The organism is Vibrio mangrovi, from assembly GCF_024346955.1.
In the GTDB taxonomy this organism is placed as follows: domain Bacteria; phylum Pseudomonadota; class Gammaproteobacteria; order Enterobacterales; family Vibrionaceae; genus Vibrio; species Vibrio mangrovi.
On the sequence record NZ_AP024883.1, the window covers coordinates 2,871,396 to 2,890,258 of the forward strand.

15 protein-coding genes are annotated in these 18,863 nt (G+C 46.0%); 9 read left to right on the top strand and 6 right to left on the bottom strand.

Translation table 11 applies throughout. The features are described from left to right. Positions 1-107: 107 nt before the first annotated feature. Together mutH and OCU74_RS12665 are read left to right on the top strand one after the other, a co-directional pair. Positions 108-773, top strand: a complete 666-nt coding sequence (gene mutH / locus OCU74_RS12660; RefSeq protein ID WP_087481392.1) for a DNA mismatch repair endonuclease MutH — start codon at positions 108-110, stop codon at positions 771-773. 316 nt (positions 774-1,089) lie between these two features. Beyond that, positions 1,090-2,139, top strand: coding sequence for an NADP(H)-dependent aldo-keto reductase (locus tag OCU74_RS12665; RefSeq protein WP_087481391.1), 1,050 nt, complete (start codon positions 1,090-1,092; stop codon positions 2,137-2,139). A 101-nt stretch (positions 2,140-2,240) separates the two neighbouring features. Here OCU74_RS12665 and OCU74_RS12670 read toward each other — a convergent pair whose 3' ends face one another. The 5 genes from OCU74_RS12670 to brnQ form a co-directional block, all read right to left on the bottom strand. Continuing rightward, a complete protein-coding gene (locus tag OCU74_RS12670) occupies positions 2,241-2,492 on the bottom strand; it encodes a DUF1127 domain-containing protein (protein ID WP_087481390.1) in 252 nt (83 codons plus the stop codon). Positions 2,493-3,070: 578 nt separating this feature from the next. Further along, positions 3,071-4,402 (bottom strand): cyclic-di-GMP-binding transcriptional regulator VpsR, encoded by a 1,332-nt coding sequence (gene vpsR / locus OCU74_RS12675; RefSeq protein WP_087481389.1) that lies wholly within the window; start codon positions 4,400-4,402, stop codon positions 3,071-3,073. Between the two features lie 354 nt (positions 4,403-4,756). Further along, positions 4,757-6,289, bottom strand: coding sequence for a lysine--tRNA ligase (lysS, locus tag OCU74_RS12680; RefSeq protein ID WP_087481388.1), 1,533 nt, complete (start codon positions 6,287-6,289; stop codon positions 4,757-4,759). Between the two features lie 30 nt (positions 6,290-6,319). Continuing rightward, positions 6,320-7,418, bottom strand: a protein-coding gene (gene prfB, locus OCU74_RS12685) for a peptide chain release factor 2 (RefSeq protein WP_143693221.1) whose coding sequence is annotated in 2 segments (ribosomal slippage) — positions 6,320-7,342 and positions 7,344-7,418 — 1,098 coding nt in all. Because the reading frame shifts where the segments join, the coding sequence is not laid out codon by codon here. Positions 7,419-7,641: 223 nt separating this feature from the next. Continuing rightward, complete coding sequence (gene brnQ / locus OCU74_RS12690) at positions 7,642-8,958, bottom strand: branched-chain amino acid transport system II carrier protein (protein WP_087481387.1); 1,317 nt, start codon at positions 8,956-8,958, stop codon at positions 7,642-7,644. Between the two features lie 327 nt (positions 8,959-9,285). Here brnQ and OCU74_RS12695 point away from each other — a divergent pair, with 327 nt between their 5' ends. Both OCU74_RS12695 and srmB read left to right on the top strand, forming a co-directional pair. Next, entirely contained in the window at positions 9,286-10,005 is a 720-nt protein-coding gene (locus tag OCU74_RS12695; RefSeq protein WP_087481386.1) for a tRNA1(Val) (adenine(37)-N6)-methyltransferase, read from the top strand. 174 nt (positions 10,006-10,179) lie between these two features. Continuing rightward, entirely contained in the window at positions 10,180-11,424 is a 1,245-nt protein-coding gene (gene srmB, locus OCU74_RS12700; RefSeq protein ID WP_087481385.1) for an ATP-dependent RNA helicase SrmB, read from the top strand. Positions 11,425-11,499: 75 nt separating this feature from the next. Here srmB and prfC read toward each other — a convergent pair whose 3' ends face one another. Continuing rightward, entirely contained in the window at positions 11,500-13,089 is a 1,590-nt protein-coding gene (gene prfC / locus OCU74_RS12705; RefSeq protein WP_087481384.1) for a peptide chain release factor 3, read from the bottom strand. Positions 13,090-13,480: 391 nt separating this feature from the next. Here prfC and rbsK point away from each other — a divergent pair, with 391 nt between their 5' ends. From rbsK to OCU74_RS12730, 5 genes are all read left to right on the top strand, one after another. Beyond that, complete coding sequence (gene rbsK, locus OCU74_RS12710) at positions 13,481-14,710, top strand: ribokinase (protein WP_087481383.1); 1,230 nt, start codon at positions 13,481-13,483, stop codon at positions 14,708-14,710. A 49-nt stretch (positions 14,711-14,759) separates the two neighbouring features. Further along, positions 14,760-15,692 carry a dihydrodipicolinate synthase family protein gene (locus OCU74_RS12715; protein WP_087481382.1) on the top strand — a complete coding sequence of 311 codons (933 nt, stop codon included), beginning with the start codon at positions 14,760-14,762 and terminating at the stop codon, positions 15,690-15,692. Between the two features lie 62 nt (positions 15,693-15,754). Beyond that, complete coding sequence (locus OCU74_RS12720) at positions 15,755-16,711, top strand: tripartite tricarboxylate transporter substrate binding protein (protein WP_087481381.1); 957 nt, start codon at positions 15,755-15,757, stop codon at positions 16,709-16,711. Positions 16,712-16,845: 134 nt separating this feature from the next. After that, positions 16,846-17,286, top strand: a complete 441-nt coding sequence (locus OCU74_RS12725; RefSeq protein ID WP_087481380.1) for a tripartite tricarboxylate transporter TctB family protein — start codon at positions 16,846-16,848, stop codon at positions 17,284-17,286. Positions 17,287-17,296: 10 nt separating this feature from the next. Beyond that, on the top strand, positions 17,297-18,799 hold the full coding sequence (locus OCU74_RS12730) for a tripartite tricarboxylate transporter permease (protein WP_087481379.1): 1,503 nt from the start codon (positions 17,297-17,299) through the stop codon (positions 18,797-18,799). Positions 18,800-18,863: the final 64 nt, after the last annotated feature.

Below are 18,863 nucleotides of genomic sequence, written 5' to 3' on the forward strand. Positions count from 1 at the left end.
GCTTATATACACATGAATGTCTGCCCCGCCTAGTGAGTGTTGATCTTTCGTGATGTTTTTTGCAGCAGTTTATCGTGCATTTAGCCAGAGCAGATCAACACGCCCTAATGAAACCAGAACCAAAAACAGAAAGTGAACTACTTGAAAGAGCCTGGGAGATTGCCGGGCTGAGTTTTGCTGAACTGGCGAAAACCGCTCATATGCAGGTACCTGCGGATCTGAAGAGAGACAAAGGCTGGGTAGGACAACTTCTTGAATGGCATCTGGGGGCAACAGCCGGCAGTAAACCTCAGCAAGATTTTGAACAGTTAGGAATTGAACTAAAAAGTATCCCGATCAGCTATACAGGGAAACCGTTGGAAACCACCTTTGTTTCTGTCGCTCCACTAACCGGTGTCCATGGCCTGACCTGGGAAAGCAGTCATGTCAGGAACAAACTTTCGCGGGTTCTCTGGATCCCGGTTGAAGGTGAACGGGATATTCCGGTTTCTGACCGAAAAGTCGGTGCTCCTCTGCTGTGGAGTCCGTCACCAGAAGAAGAGTTACAACTCAAAAATGACTGGGAAGAATTGATGGAGTTCATTGTGTTAGGCCGGATAGAACAGATTACTGCCAAACATGGTGAAGTCCTTCAGCTTCGCCCCAAAGCTGCTAATGGCAGGGTAAAAACCGAGGCTTATGGCGCAAGCGGTAAAATTATTCGTACCTTGCCCAGAGGTTTTTATCTCCGGACTCAATTTACGGCACAAATCCTGGCACATCATTTTATTTAATCACAACTTCAGTTCATTCATCATCACTCCAGTGATGACAATGGGGCATCATCCTTTTCTTTAAGCTTCATCCGGATTGAATAAATTCAACCACAGAAGCCCATAGACCTATGGTATACCGACAGTAAAATTTCTGTTTCCTTTTCAGTAGGAATTTCGCTTATAGTGAAAGACCAAGCATATACCCAAGTGGCCTCCGTCACTCTGGATCCTGCATCTTGAGGTTACTTGGATCGATCTATAAAGCTCAAATTTAACTAAGAAATGTGCAGTCAGAACTGCCTAATCATTAGTTTTTCGACCAAAAGGAAGTTATATGCACTATACAAAGCTGCCTCACTCAACATTGGAAGTCAGTAAAATCTGTCTTGGTACCATGACCTTCGGCGAACAAAATACGCTTGATGACGCTTGTAGCCAGCTTGACTACGCCCTTGAGCGGGGAGTCAATTTTATTGATACGGCAGAAGTATATCCCATTCCTCCCAAGCCGGAATCTCAGGGAAAAACAGAAGAATTTATTGGTCAGTGGCTGGAAAAATCAGGCAAACGGGAAAAAGTAGTTCTGGCAACCAAAGTTGCCGGGCCAGTCACCGCCGGACCGAGAAATCCACTTCAGATCCGGGAAAATATGGCACTGGATCATCGCAATATCCATCAGGCTATCGATAGTAGTCTTGCCCGGCTGAAAACAGATTATATCGATTTGTACCAGCTACACTGGCCGCAACGCCAGACAAACTGTTTCGGTACTCTGAACTACCCGGAACTGCCGGAAAAAGAAGAAGTCACTCTGATCGAAACACTGGAAGCCATGACCGATCTGGTCCGGGCCGGTAAAATTCGCTACATCGGTGTCTCCAATGAAACGCCCTGGGGAGTAATGACCTATCTCCGTCTGGCAGAAAAACACGATTTACCGCGTATCGTTACCATTCAGAACCCTTATAATCTGCTGAATCGCAGCTTCGAAATCGGTCTCTCAGAAATCAGCCACTTCGAAGGTGTAAAACTGTTGGCTTATTCACCTCTCGCTTTTGGAATTCTGAGTGGGAAATACCTTGACGGTGCCAGACCTGAAGGTGCCCGCTGTACACGTTTCGAACGCTTTAAGCGCTACTTTACACCTCAGGGAATCAAGGCAACCGAGGCTTATATTCAGCTTGCCCGGGATTATGATCTGGACCCGGCTCAAATGGCGCTGGCTTTCGTAAACCAGCGTCCTTTTGTCGGTTCCAACATCATCGGCGCAACCACGTTAGCTCAATTAAAAAGCAACATCGATAGTATTGATATCACATTGTCGGATGAGTTAATTGGTAAAATCAATGACATCGCCACGACCTACTCTAATCCTTGTCCGTAATTTTTACTTTTTTAATGCCCCTGCGCCTCATTCTGAGTACCTTGCATGAGGCTTGATATGTGAGGGCCAGAAGGAGCAGAAGCTCCTTCTGGCCTGTCTGGTTACGTCGGTATTCGCAATGACATTAACTGGCGGATCAAATGAATACGACGTGTCACACGCTGATCTTCATTCATCGAACGACCAATAGGCCGACCATCAGCTTCCAGACCGATATCACGTAGCAGATGAGGATTATCCCACGGAATATCATAAGCACTCCGGCGAACTTTTCTTCTCCACGCCCGTTCTTCACGACGTAAATCGGCACGAATAAGCAATGCTGCTAGTGATAAATAAATTGAATGACGCATAGCGGTATCTCCTTGAGAATCATTGGCTGGAGGAAACCTGGCTACACTTAACAGAATAAAATTGGATTCTTTGACTTATTAAGCTGCCATATTTCCGCAGCCTAATAAAAAAGCTTACGGATTGATTAACTAAAAATATCTCGTTTCATTTGACGGAACATACCGATAATGGCTGTTGCCTGTGAATCAGAAATAGGATGAGATACAGACGCACACACAGAAATAACATAGAATACAGATTTCATAGTGCGTCTCCTTTAGTAATTACAATCCAGTTGAAAGGTTTATGACCGAAGCCACGAGAACAATTTTATGAAAACAAACGAATAAATCAATAAATAATCGATTGATAATCTTTAAAAAGATAGATTAATTCAATAATTAACAAGTAATAATGCAACCATACGACATTCAACTAAAATCAATTATTTTCTTGAAACAATTCACTAACACTATATTTAATCATATGACCATAAATATAAAATAAAAAATGATATATAAAAAAGCCTTATTACAATCAATAAGGCTTTTCAGACAGCATCATACTACTTTGCTGAAATAAAACAGTCACAATATAATTAATTCATCTCTTCCGAAATTAAATTATGCTTATTCAACAAACGATACATTGTCGCTCTTGATATACCCAACTCTTTAGCTGCCTGAGTAATTTGACCGGAATTAGACTCAAGAACCAACATCAACGCCTCTCTTTCAGAACGTTCACGGATACTTTTCAGACTTAATTTCCCATCCCCGAATTTCGGCAAATCCAGATTACTCTCACCAAGCATGACGGTATCAGACATCAACACCATACGCTTAATTTGATTGATCAACTCACGAATATTACCCGGCCAGTGATAACGGGAAAGCATCTTCAGCGCATCCTCCGTAAATCCTCGGGCCTGAGCATTATATTCTTTTGAAAATTGTTGCAGATAGTGGCGGGCGATCAACGGGATATCAGCAACACGCTCTTTTAAACTGGGTACATTAATCCGCAGAACATTGATGTAGTGATACAGCTCATCATTGAAGTCACCATCAATCAAGGCCTTCTCTATATCCGTTGCATTTGCTGCCAGAATCCGGATATCAACTTTCTGAAACCCTTTCGATGTTTCAACAGTTCCTTCCTGAAAAAAACGTAGCAAATTCAACTGCTGATCTTTTGTAATAGATAGAATATCGTTTAAAAGAACCGTGCCACCATCGGCTTTTTCCAGAATCGAAACAAAATCATCATCGGCACCAATGCCAAATAGTTCCATCGCGAAACGTTTTTCGGACATTGCCCGGCAATTTACGGAAATAAACGGCTTCTTTGAACGGGAAGAAGTATTATGAACGGCCTTGGCTACAACCTCTTTCCCGGAGCCGCTCTCCCCATGAATTAATATACTGACATCTGTCGGTCCAATCCGCTTAATCTGATCCCGTAATCGCTTCATCGGGACCGATTCACCAATCAAACCAAAATTATCGTTCAGACCATAATGAGGCCACACTTTTTTCTCAAGTTTCAGCATACCGAGCTGGTGCCCGATGGTACTGAGTAACTGCGCATCCGGGATTGGTGCAGTAAAGAAATCAATGCAGAAGTTTACAATAAACTGACATATCGTATCTGAACTTAACTGAGACTCACGAATAAACGCAAGCCAACGAACTTGCCTGTGACTACTTACTAAGTTCGCTACCCCATTTAAACTGAACTCATCGTGACTTAAATCGACAATTCCGATACAAGGACCAGTCTCATCAAACAGGACATCAGCCTTTCTTAAATCACCTACCTGAGAACACCGCCAACCAACTTGTTCTAATACCGAAAGCCATGGTTCATACGTGCCACCAACCACGATAAGAGAACCTGGTACAGAGTCCATACGGAACTGATTACCCATGAACTATTCCTTATCATTTATTCATATTGTTATGTAATTTGGGGGCTTCTATAGTATTGATTATTAATAATTACGCTACCGTAAATGCGAATTAAAAAACGCATATTCTTAATTATGAGACTAACATAAAAATTTACATAAAAAGAACCAAAGCGATAAAATACTATGACCCACCTTTCTTATCCGATGACAACCACTCAAATATATTTTTCCCCCAGAAGCTCCTCCTATTAAATATAAATTACACACTGGTCTAACCATCCTACCTTCTCTTTCCGATAAAACAAAGCCTTTCCCGAAGGAAAGGCTTAGACTGTTTTTATCGTATTAATTCATCACACTGACGTGAAGTACTTAACTCTGAGGGCGCATTGCCGGGAATAAAATCACATCTCGAATCGTGTGAGAATTGGTGAACAACATTGCCAGACGATCAATACCAATCCCCTGCCCGGCAGTCGGTGGCAAACCATGCTCCAGTGCAGTAATGTAATCCGCATCATAGAACATAGCTTCATCATCACCGGCATCTTTTGCTTCAACCTGCGCTTTAAAGCGGGCATCCTGATCTTCGGCATCGTTCAGCTCCGAGAAGCCATTCGCAACTTCCCGTCCACCGATAAAGAATTCAAAACGATCTGTAATAAACGGATTTTCATCATTACGACGAGCCAGTGGAGAGATATCCGCCGGGTAGCCGGTAATGAAAGTTGGCTGAATGAGTTTTGGCTCGGCCGTTTCACCAAAGATCTCTTCAAGCAATTGACCACAAGTCCAGAAAGATTCCACTTCAATATGCAGTGATTTAGCAATAGAAATCATCAGATCACGATCCTGAACTTTGTCGTAATCCAGACTCTGAATGTCATCATGCTCAGGGTTATAGTGCTTGATCGCCTCTAACATGCTCATCCGTGGATAACTGCCACCGAACTCAACCAGCTCATCACCATAAGGCATTGAGGTTGAACCCAGAACTTCCTGAGCAACAGTGCTCAGCATTTCTTCGGTCAGATCCATCAAATCGTTATAATCGGAATAAGCCTGATAAAACTCCATCATCGTGAATTCAGGGTTATGCCGTGGTGACAAACCTTCGTTTCTGAAGTTACGGTTGATTTCAAACACCCGGTCAAAACCACCGACAACCAGACGTTTCAGATAAAGCTCCGGAGCAATCCGCAGATACATTTCAAGATCCAGCGCATTGTGATGGGTAATGAACGGACGCGCCGTCGCACCACCGGGGATGCTCTGCATCATTGGTGTTTCAACTTCAATATAACCTTTCGAAGTCATAAAGTTACGGATAGCACTAACCAGCTTTGAGCGGATCAAAAATGCCTGACGGGAATCTTCATTCATGATCAGATCAACATAACGCTGACGATAACGCATTTCCTGATCAGTCAGACCATGGAATTTCTCCGGCAGCGGGCGTAGCGCCTTCGTCAGGAGTTGATAAGATTCCATATTGACATACAGATCGCCTTTACCTGATTTATGCAGCGCACCTTTTACACCGATAATGTCACCGATATCCAGCCCCTGATACTTCGCTTTCAGTTCTTTCTGTACATCTTTACTGGCATATGCCTGAATACGGCCGGAAGTTTCCTGAATCACCAAAAACGGGCCACGCTTTGCCATGATACGTCCGGCAATAGCAACCACATGATTCAATGCTTCGAGTTCTTCTTTAGTCTTTTCACCGAATTCTTGCTGCAAATCACCTGCCAGACTGTCACGGCGAAAGTCATTCGGATGACCGTTTGCCTTACAATCCTGACGGATGTAGTCTAACTTACCGCGTCGTTCCGCAATGAGCTTATTTTCTTCTTGTCTGTTATTTTCTTGAACTGTTTCGTTTTGAATCGCATCAGTCATTTCGATGTACCTGTCATATCGGTGAAAAGCTTAAAGACCTGATTTCAGGCTTGCTTCAATAAATTTGTCTAAGTCTCCATCCAGAACCGCCTGAGTATTCCGGTTTTCGATCCCTGTTCTCAGGTCTTTGATCCGTGAATCATCAAGCACATAAGAGCGAATCTGGCTACCCCATCCGATATCGGATTTTGCATCTTCATTCGCTTGTTTCTCTGCATTCTGTTTATGAAGTTCAAGCTCGAACAGCTTCGCACGAAGTTGTTTCATGGCCTGATCTTTATTCTTATGTTGAGAACGGTCCGTCTGGCACTGAACCACAGTATTAGTCGGTAAGTGGGTAATACGTACCGCAGATTCGGTTGTATTGACGTGCTGACCACCAGCGCCGGAAGCCCGGTAAACATCGATGCGGAGATCGGCTGGGTTGATATCAATAGCAATATTTTCATCAACTTCCGGGTATACAAAAGCTGATGCAAAAGAAGTATGACGGCGACCACCGGAATCAAACGGAGATTTACGCACCAGACGGTGAACGCCGGTTTCAGTCCGCAGCCATCCATAAGCGTATTCGCCGGAAATCCGGACAGTGACAGATTTCAGTCCGGCCACTTCACCTTCGGAAACTTCAATCACTTCAGTTTTAAAGCCTTTCGCTTCAGCCCAGCGCAGATACATGCGTAGCAGCATTGATGTCCAGTCCTGAGCTTCCGTACCACCGGAACCAGCCTGCAGATCAAGATAGCAATCGGATGAATCATGATCACCGGAGAACATCCGGCGGAATTCCAGTTTCTCCAGCTTGCTTTCCAGTTCTTCCAGCTCAGGACCAATTTCATCGAAAGTTTCCTGATCCTCAGCTTCCACAGCTAGTTCAAGCAGTCCTTCCACATCGTCAACACCACGATCCAATAGATCAATGGTCTCAACAATAGCTTCCAGAGATGCCCGTTCTTTACCCAGCGCCTGAGCACGCTCGGGTTCATTCCATACTTCTGGTTGTTCCAGTTCGGCGTTGACTTCTTCGAGACGTTCTTTCTTTACGTCGTAGTCAAAGATACCCCCTCAGGACATTTGTGCGTTCAGACACGTCCTGCAGGCGGTTTTTTATCGGGTTGATTTCAAACATGATTGCTCAATCGTTTATTAGCGTAGAATTTAACCGGAGAATTCTACTGAAAAATGTGAGGAAGATACAGGAAAAATTACCGGACCAGATATGACGTTCAGCCTGTAAACGAAATACAGCCAAACACATCATAGCGACAGGAGCCATGAAAAGTCCGGCTGTATTCCGCCGCAGAAATCGCTTTTCTTAACCAAGCAAAAGTCGATTTCTGTACATCAGGAAATTAATTAGTTGCTTCGCCCATTTCCATTGGCTGCCCGGCACGAGGAACACAGAACATGGCAACTAATGCAACCGCTGTAGGCAGTGCCCAGCCCATACCAATCTCAAATAGTGGCAGGAAGCTTAACGCCGAAACATCCACACCAACGAATTTTACGGCATCGATCAACGCAAACAGAAGAGACACCAGTAAAACAACCCGGTAAGCAACTCTCGGATTCGGTAACTTATTCCGGACAAACGTCAGGGCAACCAGAGCAATGGCCACAGGATAAAGGGCAAACAAGACCGGAATCGAAAGAGAGATCAACTGGCTCAGGCCAACATTAGCGACCACAGCACAAACAACACTATTGATAATGACCCACTGATGATAACTAAGCGGTGTCAGTGAACTGAAATAATCAGAACACGCAGAGATCAGACCGATCGCGGTTGTCAGGCAAGCCAGCAGAACAATCACAGACAGGACAAACTGCCCGGAAGCACCGAACATAGCCTGAACATAGAGGCTGAGTATCACACCACCATTATCGGCTCCACTGGCAATTTCACTGCTGGTTGCTCCCAGATAAAACAGCGAAATATAGACAAATGCTAACCCGGTAGCTGCAATACAGGCCGCAGCAATCAGGTATTTTGTCGTTGCCTGAGACTGAGTAATTCCTTTCCCGCGTAATACATCAACCATCAGCATCCCGAACATCAGAGATGCGAAAGTATCCATGGTGTTATAACCTTCCAGAAAACCGGTCGTTAACGGCTTAGCAATATATGCTCCCTGAGCAGCGGAAATTATTCCCTGAGGATGAAGGAAAACACCGACTGCGACAATGATCAGTCCGACAAACAATGCCGGAGTTAAAACTTTACCAATCAGATCAATCAGCTTGCCCTGATACCAGGAGAAAAAAGCAGCAACGATAAAAAATAGAATAGAAAAAACAGTCAGATTTGAAAAACTGCTTTCGCCTAACAGCGGTTTTACCGCCATTTCAAAGGCCACAAGTCCGGTTCTTGGCGCAGCAAAAGCCGGGCCGATAATGATAAAAATCAGGACCGCCATGATGGTTGAGGCTCTCACCGGCAGATCTTTCGTCAAATGTTCCCAGCTCCCACCAGCAACAGCCACGGCAATAATTGCAATCAGAGGAAGCCCGACAGCGGTCAGCAGAAAGCCACCCATAGCAAAAGGCAGATTATCTCCGGCCATTTGTCCGGCAAGCGGGGGGAAAATAATATTTCCGGCCCCAAGGAAGAAAGCGAACAGCATAAAGCCGACCGCCAGAATATCGGTTAATTTCAATGTCTGTTTCACAGAGCACCTTCTTTTTATGTTGTGTTTGTAATAGCGATAGTGACTATCTTTAATTTTTGAGGCGATCATGAACAAACAGAATGAAATAATCAACAATGACTGTAAAAATAGCTGATCGATCCATGTAAATTCACATTTACTAGAACAATAATCTAATAAAAAAGCAAAAAATTGAAACAAAAACGACGTTTATTTAGTACAAATACTTCACATGAGTATAAACAACCAGATGCACTTGAAAGGAATGATCATTCCTGCCAACATTCCCTCAGGTTGATCCTCTTAAAGATATGAAAAATTCCGTATCTTGAGGTTATCTGGAGACATATGAAGAAAAAATCACAGCATCAAACATTCCATTTTAAACAGTTCTCGGTGTCAGGCGGAGATTGTGGTATGCCTGTCAGCACAGACGGCGTGTTACTGGGAGCATGGATGAACGCAGAAAATCCCCGTTCAATTCTTGATATCGGCACAGGCACAGGGTTACTGGCCCTCATTTGTGCTCAAAGATTCCCCGACGCTCAGATTACAGCTCTGGATATTGATGAAAAGGCCATTCAGGTAGCAGAGTATAACCGGGTGCATTCTCCGTGGGCTTCCCGGATCCGTATTGAAAAACAGGATATACTGCACTTTGCAGAAAGCACTGCTTATGATGCAATTATCTGTAATCCGCCTTATTTTACATCCGGTCAGGCTTCTGTTATTCCGTCACGGGCACTCGCCCGCCATGTTACTGATTTTTCCCATGCCCAGCTTCTGGATCACTGCAAACATCTACTCTCACCAGCCGGGCAGATGAGTCTCATTCTGCCTTACCGGGAAGGAAATGAACTGATTCTCATTGCCAGACAACAAGGCTGGTTTCTCACCCGATGCTGCACTGTGTCTCCAACAGAAACGAAACCGCCACACCGTTTGCTGTTTTCACTGAGCAGAACCGAACATTCCTCCGGTGAAACAACGGAATTGATGATCCGCAGACAAAACCGTTACACACCGGAATTTACTGCACTGACCAAAGCGTTTTATCTTAAGATGTAAAAAAGAATGTAAGATCGCACCGGAAGGCACTATAATGCCGGGCTTTCATTTTGCTGCACCCAGTTTGTTTAACAGCGCGTTTGTTTAACAGGTTTGACAGATAGCTTGATAGACTAAGCATTCAACAGACATAACTTCCGACAAGCAGAGAATCCGACCAGCAGAGAAATCGCCGTGATTAAAAATTTTGCAGACTTAGAATTAGATCCCTGCCTCCTTCAGGCCATTGAAAAAGCAGGCTTTACTCGTCCGACACAAGTTCAGGCCGAGTCAATCCCTCAGGCTCTGGATGGAAGAGACGTCCTGGCATCCGCCCCGACCGGAACAGGAAAAACCGCAGCGTTTGCTTTGCCGGCGATCCAATACCTGCTTGACTTCCCCCGCAAAAAACCGGGGCCAGCCAGAATTCTGGTACTGACACCAACCCGTGAGCTTGCCGCTCAGGTGTCTGAACAGATTCAGGCACTTGCTCAGTATACTCATCTGAAAATTGTGACAATTACTGGTGGCGTACAGTATCAGCAGCATGCGGATCTGTTAAATGCGACACAAGATATCGTTGTCGCAACTCCCGGCAGACTGATGGAATATATTGAAGCAGAACGTTTTGACTGCCGGGCCATCGAGTGGTTTATTCTGGATGAAGCCGACCGGATGCTGGATATGGGCTTCGCCCCCGTCGTGGATCGCATTTCATCAGAGTGCCGTTGGCGTAAACAGACTCTTCTTTTCTCTGCCACACTTGAAGGCAAGGGCGTTGAAGGGTTCTCAGCCGATCTGCTGACTGATCCGGCCGAAGTCCGGGCTGAACCACCGCGCAGGGAAAGAAAGAAAATTACCCAGTGGTATCACCGGGCAGATAGTCTGGAACATAAAAATGCACTCCTGAAAGAGATACTGACCACACAGTCTCAGCGAGCGATTGTATTCATCAAAACCCGTGAACGGCTTGCCGATTTGCGGGTAGAGCTGGAACGCAGTCAGATTCCTTGTGCCTGGATCCAGGGAGAAATGCCTCAGGATCGTCGTCATAATGCGATCTCCCGCTTCCGGGATGGTGCCGTCAATACACTGCTGGCAACAGACGTTGCTGCGCGGGGCTTAGATATTCCCGACATCAGTCATGTCATCAATTATGATATGCCCAGAACTGCTGACGTATTCTTGCACCGCATTGGCCGGACAGCCCGTGCGGGTAAAAAAGGCGTCGCGATTTCTCTGGTCGAAGCGCATGATCAGCCGATGATCGAACGTGTGCAGCGCTATATGCAGGAAGAGATCAAGGAACGCTTTATTCATGGTCTGAGACCGCAGCATAAGAAACCGGTCTTTAAAAAGAAAAAACCAGCAACAAAGAAAAAATCTGCGGCGAAAGACAAAAAAGTCGTGAAAAAGAAAACGGCGAAAAAGAAAAAATAATCGCTATTTGAGTCGATTTACCAATAAAAAAGCTCCCGGAAGGGAGCTTTTTTATACATCAGTATTCGATGATGATTAGTGTTCCCGGGTTGCCCGGAAATCAACTTCAGGGAAGCGCTCTTTTGCCAGATTGAGATTCACCATTGTCGGTGCAATATAGGCTAGATTATCACCGCCGTCTAAAGCCAGATTGGATTGGTTCTTACGTTGGAACTCATCAAACTTCTTCACATCATCACATTCAACCCAACGGGCAGTGGCAACGTTCACGCTTTCATAAATCGCTTCAACGTTATACTCGGATTTCAAACGGGCAACCACCACATCAAACTGGAGCACCCCGACAGCGCCAACAATCAAATCGTTATTCTGTAACGGACGGAATACCTGTACGGCTCCTTCTTCCGACAACTGAACCAGACCTTTCAGCAACTGCTTCTGCTTCAGAGGATCCTTCAGGCGGATACGACGGAACAGCTCCGGCGCAAAATTCGGGATCCCGGAGAACTTCATTGTTTCTCCCTGGGTAAATGTATCGCCAATCTGGATCGTGCCATGATTGTGTAAGCCGATAATATCTCCGGCAAATGCTTCTTCAGCCCGGGCCCGATCGCCGGCCATAAAAGTTACCGCATCAGAAATACTGACCTGTTTACCAATCCGGACATGGTTCATTTTCATACCCTGACGGTAAGATCCGGAAACGATCCGCATGAACGCGATCCGGTCCCGGTGTTTCGGATCCATATTGGCCTGAATTTTAAAGACAAATCCGGAGAATTTCTCTTCAGCAGCTTCTACGCTCCGTTCGCTCGTTTCTCGGGGAAGCGGTGACGGCGCCCATTCGGTCAAGCCGTCCAGCATATGATCCACACCAAAGTTACCCAGTGCCGTACCGAAGAAGACCGGCGTCAGTTCTCCCTGCAGGAAAAGTTCCTGATCAAACTCATTCGAAGCCCCGACAACCAGCTCCAGTTCATCTCTCAACTGAGCAGCCAGATCTTCACCGACAGCCTCATCCAGTTCCGGGTTATCCAGACCTTTTACGATCCGTAGTTCCTGAATGGTATGTCCCTGCCCGGTCGAATACAGAATCGTTTCATCACGATGCAAGTGGTACACGCCTTTGAAAGTTTTTCCGCAGCCAATCGGCCAGGTCACCGGCGCGCACATGATATTCAGCTCGTTTTCAACTTCATCAAGCAGTTCCATCGGATCCCGGATATCCCGGTCCAGTTTGTTCATGAAAGTTACAATCGGCGTATCCCGCAGACGGGTGACTTCCATCAGCTTACGGGTCCGGTCCTCAACCCCTTTCGCGGCATCAATGACCATCAGACAAGAGTCAACTGCTGTCAGCGTACGGTAAGTATCTTCGGAGAAATCCTCGTGTCCCGGAGTATCCAGCAGGTTAACCAGGCAGTCATTATAGGGAAACTGCATGACTGACGTCGTAATCGAAATGCCCCGTTCTTTTTCCATATCCATCCAGTCAGACTTCGCATGCTGATTGGAGCCACGCCCTTTTACCGTTCCGGCTTGCTGAATTGCTCGTCCGAACAACAGGACTTTTTCTGTAATCGTTGTTTTACCCGCATCCGGGTGAGAGATAATCGCAAAGGTTCTTCGCTTATTGATTTCATTTAAAAAATTCTGATCTGCCATTGAATCATTCTTTTCGTCTATACGAATCTGCTGGCGATTCAAAAGCCCCTTTGATGGTCACTTTCACGCCGAATCCGTCATGTTAATCATTATCGGCCGCTATTCTCGCCGATCTTACGTCTATACACAATCTTGGTTCGGCCTCAATCATCCGAAGACACCGTATCTGGACCATTCTTGCTGAAATGACGCCTGGAAATCATTTAGATATACAACAATGTTCATCTGATTTTTATATTTTTGTTTATTTTTGTTTATCTGTTTTTTGTTTGAATGTTATCTCATCCTATTTCACTGAACTCTTTAGAATAAGAAACACCACAGTGACCTCAGGATGCAAGATTCATAATCTCTTTAATCAGCTTCATTCAGGAAAATGTCGGCAGGATTTATGTATCGGGAAATACGACGGGAGCAAATTATCAATTTGCTGCGTAAACAGGGACAATCCAGTGTCAGCTATCTGGCTGATCGCTTTCAGGTGACCAGAGAAACGATCCGGACCGATCTGACATATCTGCAGAATGCCGGTTTGATCGCTCGTCATCATGGCGGCGCATCGCTAAAAAAACATTTTATGCAGACCGAGCTGATCCAGAATGGTGATTTGAACATCCGTCATCTGATGTCAGCACGGGAACAAATTCATTCTACCACTTATCAGCCGGAACAATCAGATTCATACGCGGGAAAAGTCTGCATCTTCGGTTCATTTAATGTCGATATTGTCGCCAAAGTACAGCGCTTTCCCAAAGATGGTGAAACACTGATTGCCAGAGAAACAACACTGGGTCCCGGAGGAAAAGGGGCAAATCAGGCACTGGCGGCACTCAATGCCGGAGCAACAGTCCACTTTGCGACCAAAGTCGGGCGGGATCAGTTTAATCAGTTTGCCCGCCATCATTTCGAGTCCAGTGGTATTCACTCCCTTTCCCTGTACGAATCAGCTTCAGCACCTACCGGAAGTGCTGTTATCTATGTCAATGATGAAGGCGAAAATATCATTGCGATCTGTCCAGGAGCAAACCAGCAGATCACCGGAGAAGAAGTTGCGGAACTCATGCCTTATGTTTCAGAATCAGATGTACTTCTGGTGCAACTTGAAAATAATGCAGATGCACTGGAAGGTGTTCTGCAACTGGCCCGGGGGCTGAAAGTCACGGTCATTCTTAATCCAGCACCCTATTCTCCCGACGTAGAAAGATTCTTAGCTTACAGCGACTTTATCACCCCGAATGAAACCGAGGCTTCATCTTTATCCGGCATAGACATTCACGATATTGAAACCGCTAAACAAGCCGCAACCATTATTCATCAGAAAGGCGCACAGTCTGTCATCATCACGATGGGTAGTCAGGGTGTGGTACTGTTTGACGGTGAAAAATATGCCCATATCCCTGCTTACGCTGCCGTTGTCGTGGATACCACAGGAGCCGGAGATGCATTCAGTGGTGCTCTGGCTGCATCGATAGCCAGGGGAGAAAATCTGATCCAGGCAGCACACTATGCGACAGCATTTGCTTCGCTGGCTGTAGAACAGGCCGGTGCAGCAAATATGCCGACCCGTTCTCAGGTTGAAGCGCGAATGATACAGCAGCAAATATCGGTCAACACCATTTAACATTGATATTTCACTAACATTGGTATTTCACGCATAACAGGAAAAATAAATGAATAAAATCAATGGAATCATACCCGTTATGATAACCCCGCTAACGGAGCAGAATGAAATCGATTACCCGGGGCTGGAGCGACTAATCGACTGGTATATCGACAACGGAGCCGATGCCCTGTTTGCCGTCTGTCAGTCCAGTGAGATGCAATTTCTGTCATTACCGGAAAGAGTCGCGCTCTCACGCTTTGTGGTCGATTATACGGCCAAGCGGATTCCTGTGATTTCATCCGGACATATTTCAACCGACATTGACATGCAACTCGAGGAACTCACAGCAATCGCTCAGACCGGGATTGACGCACTGGTACTGGTAACCAACCGGCTCGACCCGAATCATGAAGGCACAGATGCTTTTCTCCGCAATCTGGATCACTTGCTTGAATCGCTCCCGCCAACACTGCCATTGGGTCTGTATGAATGTCCGGCACCTTACCGTCGGCTGCTTAGTGATGAAGAATTACGTTACTGTGCCGAAACCGGGCGCTTCGTCGTACTCAAGGATGTCAGTTGTGATCTGGAAACAGTCACGAGAAGAGTCGGGCTGGTGAAAGATACGCCACTGGCAATCATTAATGCCAATGCAGCCATTGCATTTGATGCCATGAAAGCCGGTTCAAAAGGTTTCAGTGGTGTTTTTACCAATTTTCATCCGGATTTATATCACTGGCTCTATCACCATCATCAGCAAAACCCGGAATATGCCGAACAACTGGCATGGTTTCTTTCTCTCAGTGCTGTCACTGAAACGCTGGGTTATCCGAAAAATGCGAAAATTTTTCATCAACGTCTGGGAACATTTTCCAGTACACAGTGCCGTTCAGTACCAGATGACGTTTTAGAAAAATACTGGGGGCTGGATGTCATTCTTACCCAAATTGCATCAGCCGGAAAATGGCACCGAGAGCAGATTGCCGCGATAAACAACTAAAAACAAATCTAAAAAAACGACAACTAGCTGAAAACACCAATAACGACAATAAGGACCTTACCATGAAACGTACTCTACTTCTCAGCATGATCACCGCCACGATGATTACCCCGACACTGGCGATGGCAGCCTGGCCGGATAAACCGATTCAGATTATTGTTCCCTGGGGTGCCGGTGGTAATACAGATACAGTTGCCAGACTGGTTGCCGAAGGCCTGCAAAAAGAGCTCGGCGTGAATGTCAACGTTATCAACCGGACCGGAGGTGCCGGTGTTGTCGGTCATGATGCAATAGCCAAAGCTAAACCCGATGGCTATACATTAGGCGTCGCAACGGTGGAGATCGCGATGATGCATCATCAGGGAATGACGAATCTCGACTACACCAACTATACTCCCATCAGTCGTCTTGCCGTAAATCTTGGCGGTATACAGGTTGCTGCTCAGTCACAATTTGAAGATATCGATCAATTAACCGACTACATCAAAGCTCATCCGGGGAAACTCAAGGCCTCCGGCAGCGGACTCAATTCCGGCTGGCATCTGAACCTGATCGGGATGCTGGACAGCATGGGGCTGCCCGCAAATGCGGTAACTTATGTCCCATCTGAGGGTTCTAGTTCTGCACTGCTGGAATTGGTTTCCGGAGGAATCGACTTTACCACCTCTTCTCCCGGAGAGGCCAAAAGTATGGTTGAAGCCCATATGGTCCGGAACCTCGCCACGATGGCAGAAGAAGCCGATGGATTATACAAAGATGTTCCGGTCTTTCAGGAAGCAACTCCCTATCACTACAGCTTTTCAACCTGGAACAGCCTTGTCCTGCCTGCCGGTGTCACTGATGAAATCAGAAACAAACTCATCACAACCATGAAGACAGTCTTTGCCGAAGGGAAATTGCAACAATACGCCAATAAACAGGGATTCGAAGTTTATCCGCTCTACGGAAATGACATGACGAATTTCATGAAATCAGAAGATGAAAAATACGGCAAGCTCATCCATAAGCTGAAAAAGTAACTTTCTCATTCCGGCCGGGATAAGAAAAACGGTCTGTGTTTTCTTATCCCGCTTTGATAGTCACATGAGAGCCACGGCAGATCAGATGCTGCGCTTACTCATGTCTCAAAAGCAATGATCAAGCAGGTACTTTTATGCGCTCTTTTCCCCTTTCACAATTTATCATCAGTCTGTTTGCACTGATGATCTTCATTGGCAGCCTTTATGCCTATGACGGCGTCAGCCACTATGGTGCCGGATTTATGCCGACCATACTCAGCGGTCTGCTACTCTGCTTTAGTGTACTTGACGGACTGATTCATCACCTCAACGCGCGGAAACAGGCCAGCCGTCTGACTGGTGAAGAAATCAGGGCACTGATTCTGATCGGCCTTTCCATTACGCTCTTTGTCTTTCTGATCGATACGCTGGGATTTCTGATCTGTGCCATTTTACTGCTCTTTACTTTAATGCACATCAGACGCCCACAGAAACAATTGAGTTCACTAATTTTTTCCGTCATTTCAGCCTCAGTCATCAATTATGTCTTTGCAAATCTCCTGATGGTTGCATTACCTCAGGGTTTAACGGGTTAGGAGATAAGTCATGACATTATGGTTCAATGCTCTGCATTATATTGATTTAAATGCCATTATAGCTTTGGTTGCCGCAGGACTGTTCGGACTGTTCGTCGGCTCGATTCCCGGTCTGACGGCAACAATGGCTGTCGCCCTGATGGTTCCTTTCACCTTCTTTATGGACCCGATTCCGGCTCTGGCACTGATGATCTCCATCGGCGCATCTTCAATTTACGCCGGTGATATTCCCGGAGCACTGTTACGTATTCCCGGTACACCGGCTTCCGCTGCATACGTCGATGATTCACATGCTCTGGTTCAGCAGGGCAAGCTGAACCGGGTCTTGGGAATTGGTTTAACCAGCTCAGTTATCGGTGGTTTGATCGGTGCACTGATCCTCATGCTTGCAGCACCAATGCTGGCTAAATTCGCCCTCAAATTCAGCTCTTATGAATATACCTGGCTCTCACTGCTGGGGCTGACCTGTGCAACACTGGTTGTCGGTAATCAGCCACTGAAAGGGTTAGTCACCTTATGTCTGGGGCTACTGCTGGCCTGCATCGGGTACGATCAGATCACCGGAGTACCGCGATTCACTTTCGGACAGGTCGAGATGTTACAAGGCATCAGTTTTATTCCGGCGATGATCGGCCTGTTTGCGATATCCGGCGCCATTGAATTTTATGCCGGAAAGATTCAGCAGATAAAACAGACGCAGGCTCAGACCCAGTCAGGTATCAATCTGTTCAGCGGCGTTCCTTCAGCACTCTGGAAACGGAAACTGAATATGCTCCGTAGCAGTATTCTGGGAACATTAATCGGCGCACTCCCCGGAGCCGGAGCTGATATCGCGGCATGGATCTCTTATGCGCTGTCACGGAAATTCTCGCAACAACCGGAACTCTACGGAAAAGGTTCAGAAGAAGCGATCATTGATGCTTCCACCAGCAATAATGCCAGTCTGGCTGGTAGTTGGATTCCCTCTCTGGTATTCGGGATTCCCGGAGACTCGGCAGCAGCCATTATCATCGGGGTACTCTATATGAAAGACATGAATCCCGGACCGACACTATTCCTGTTTCAGCCGGACAAACTGTATGCGGTATTCATTCTCTTTTTTCTGGCAAATCTGATTCTGTTACCGCTGGCAACGCTGGTGGTCAATTTCATCAAAAAAATCATATATGTGGATAAAAACATCCTTTATCCGATCATCATTCTGTTCAGTATGGTCGGATCATTCGCCATCAATAATTCGCTGTTCTCTATATTTGTCATGCTCGGAATGGGAGTCTTAGGCTATCTGCTTCAACGGAGTCAGTATCCTATTTCTCCGATCATTCTGGGCATGATCCTGGGGCCGATGCTGGAGAAAAACCTGCTGTCATCCCTGATTAAATCAGGTGGCCACCCGATGGCATTTGTCGAACGTCCGGTGTCCATTGTTCTGGCAAGCTGCTTTCTGATGGTTATCGTGCTCCAGATCTATCATGTCATTCAAGCAGCGCTCCCTAAACCAAAGACTGTATAATTTTTATAGGGTTATGTGGATAGAAAAACCGGGCGGTTTACTCACTGCCCGGTTTTGTTGTAGC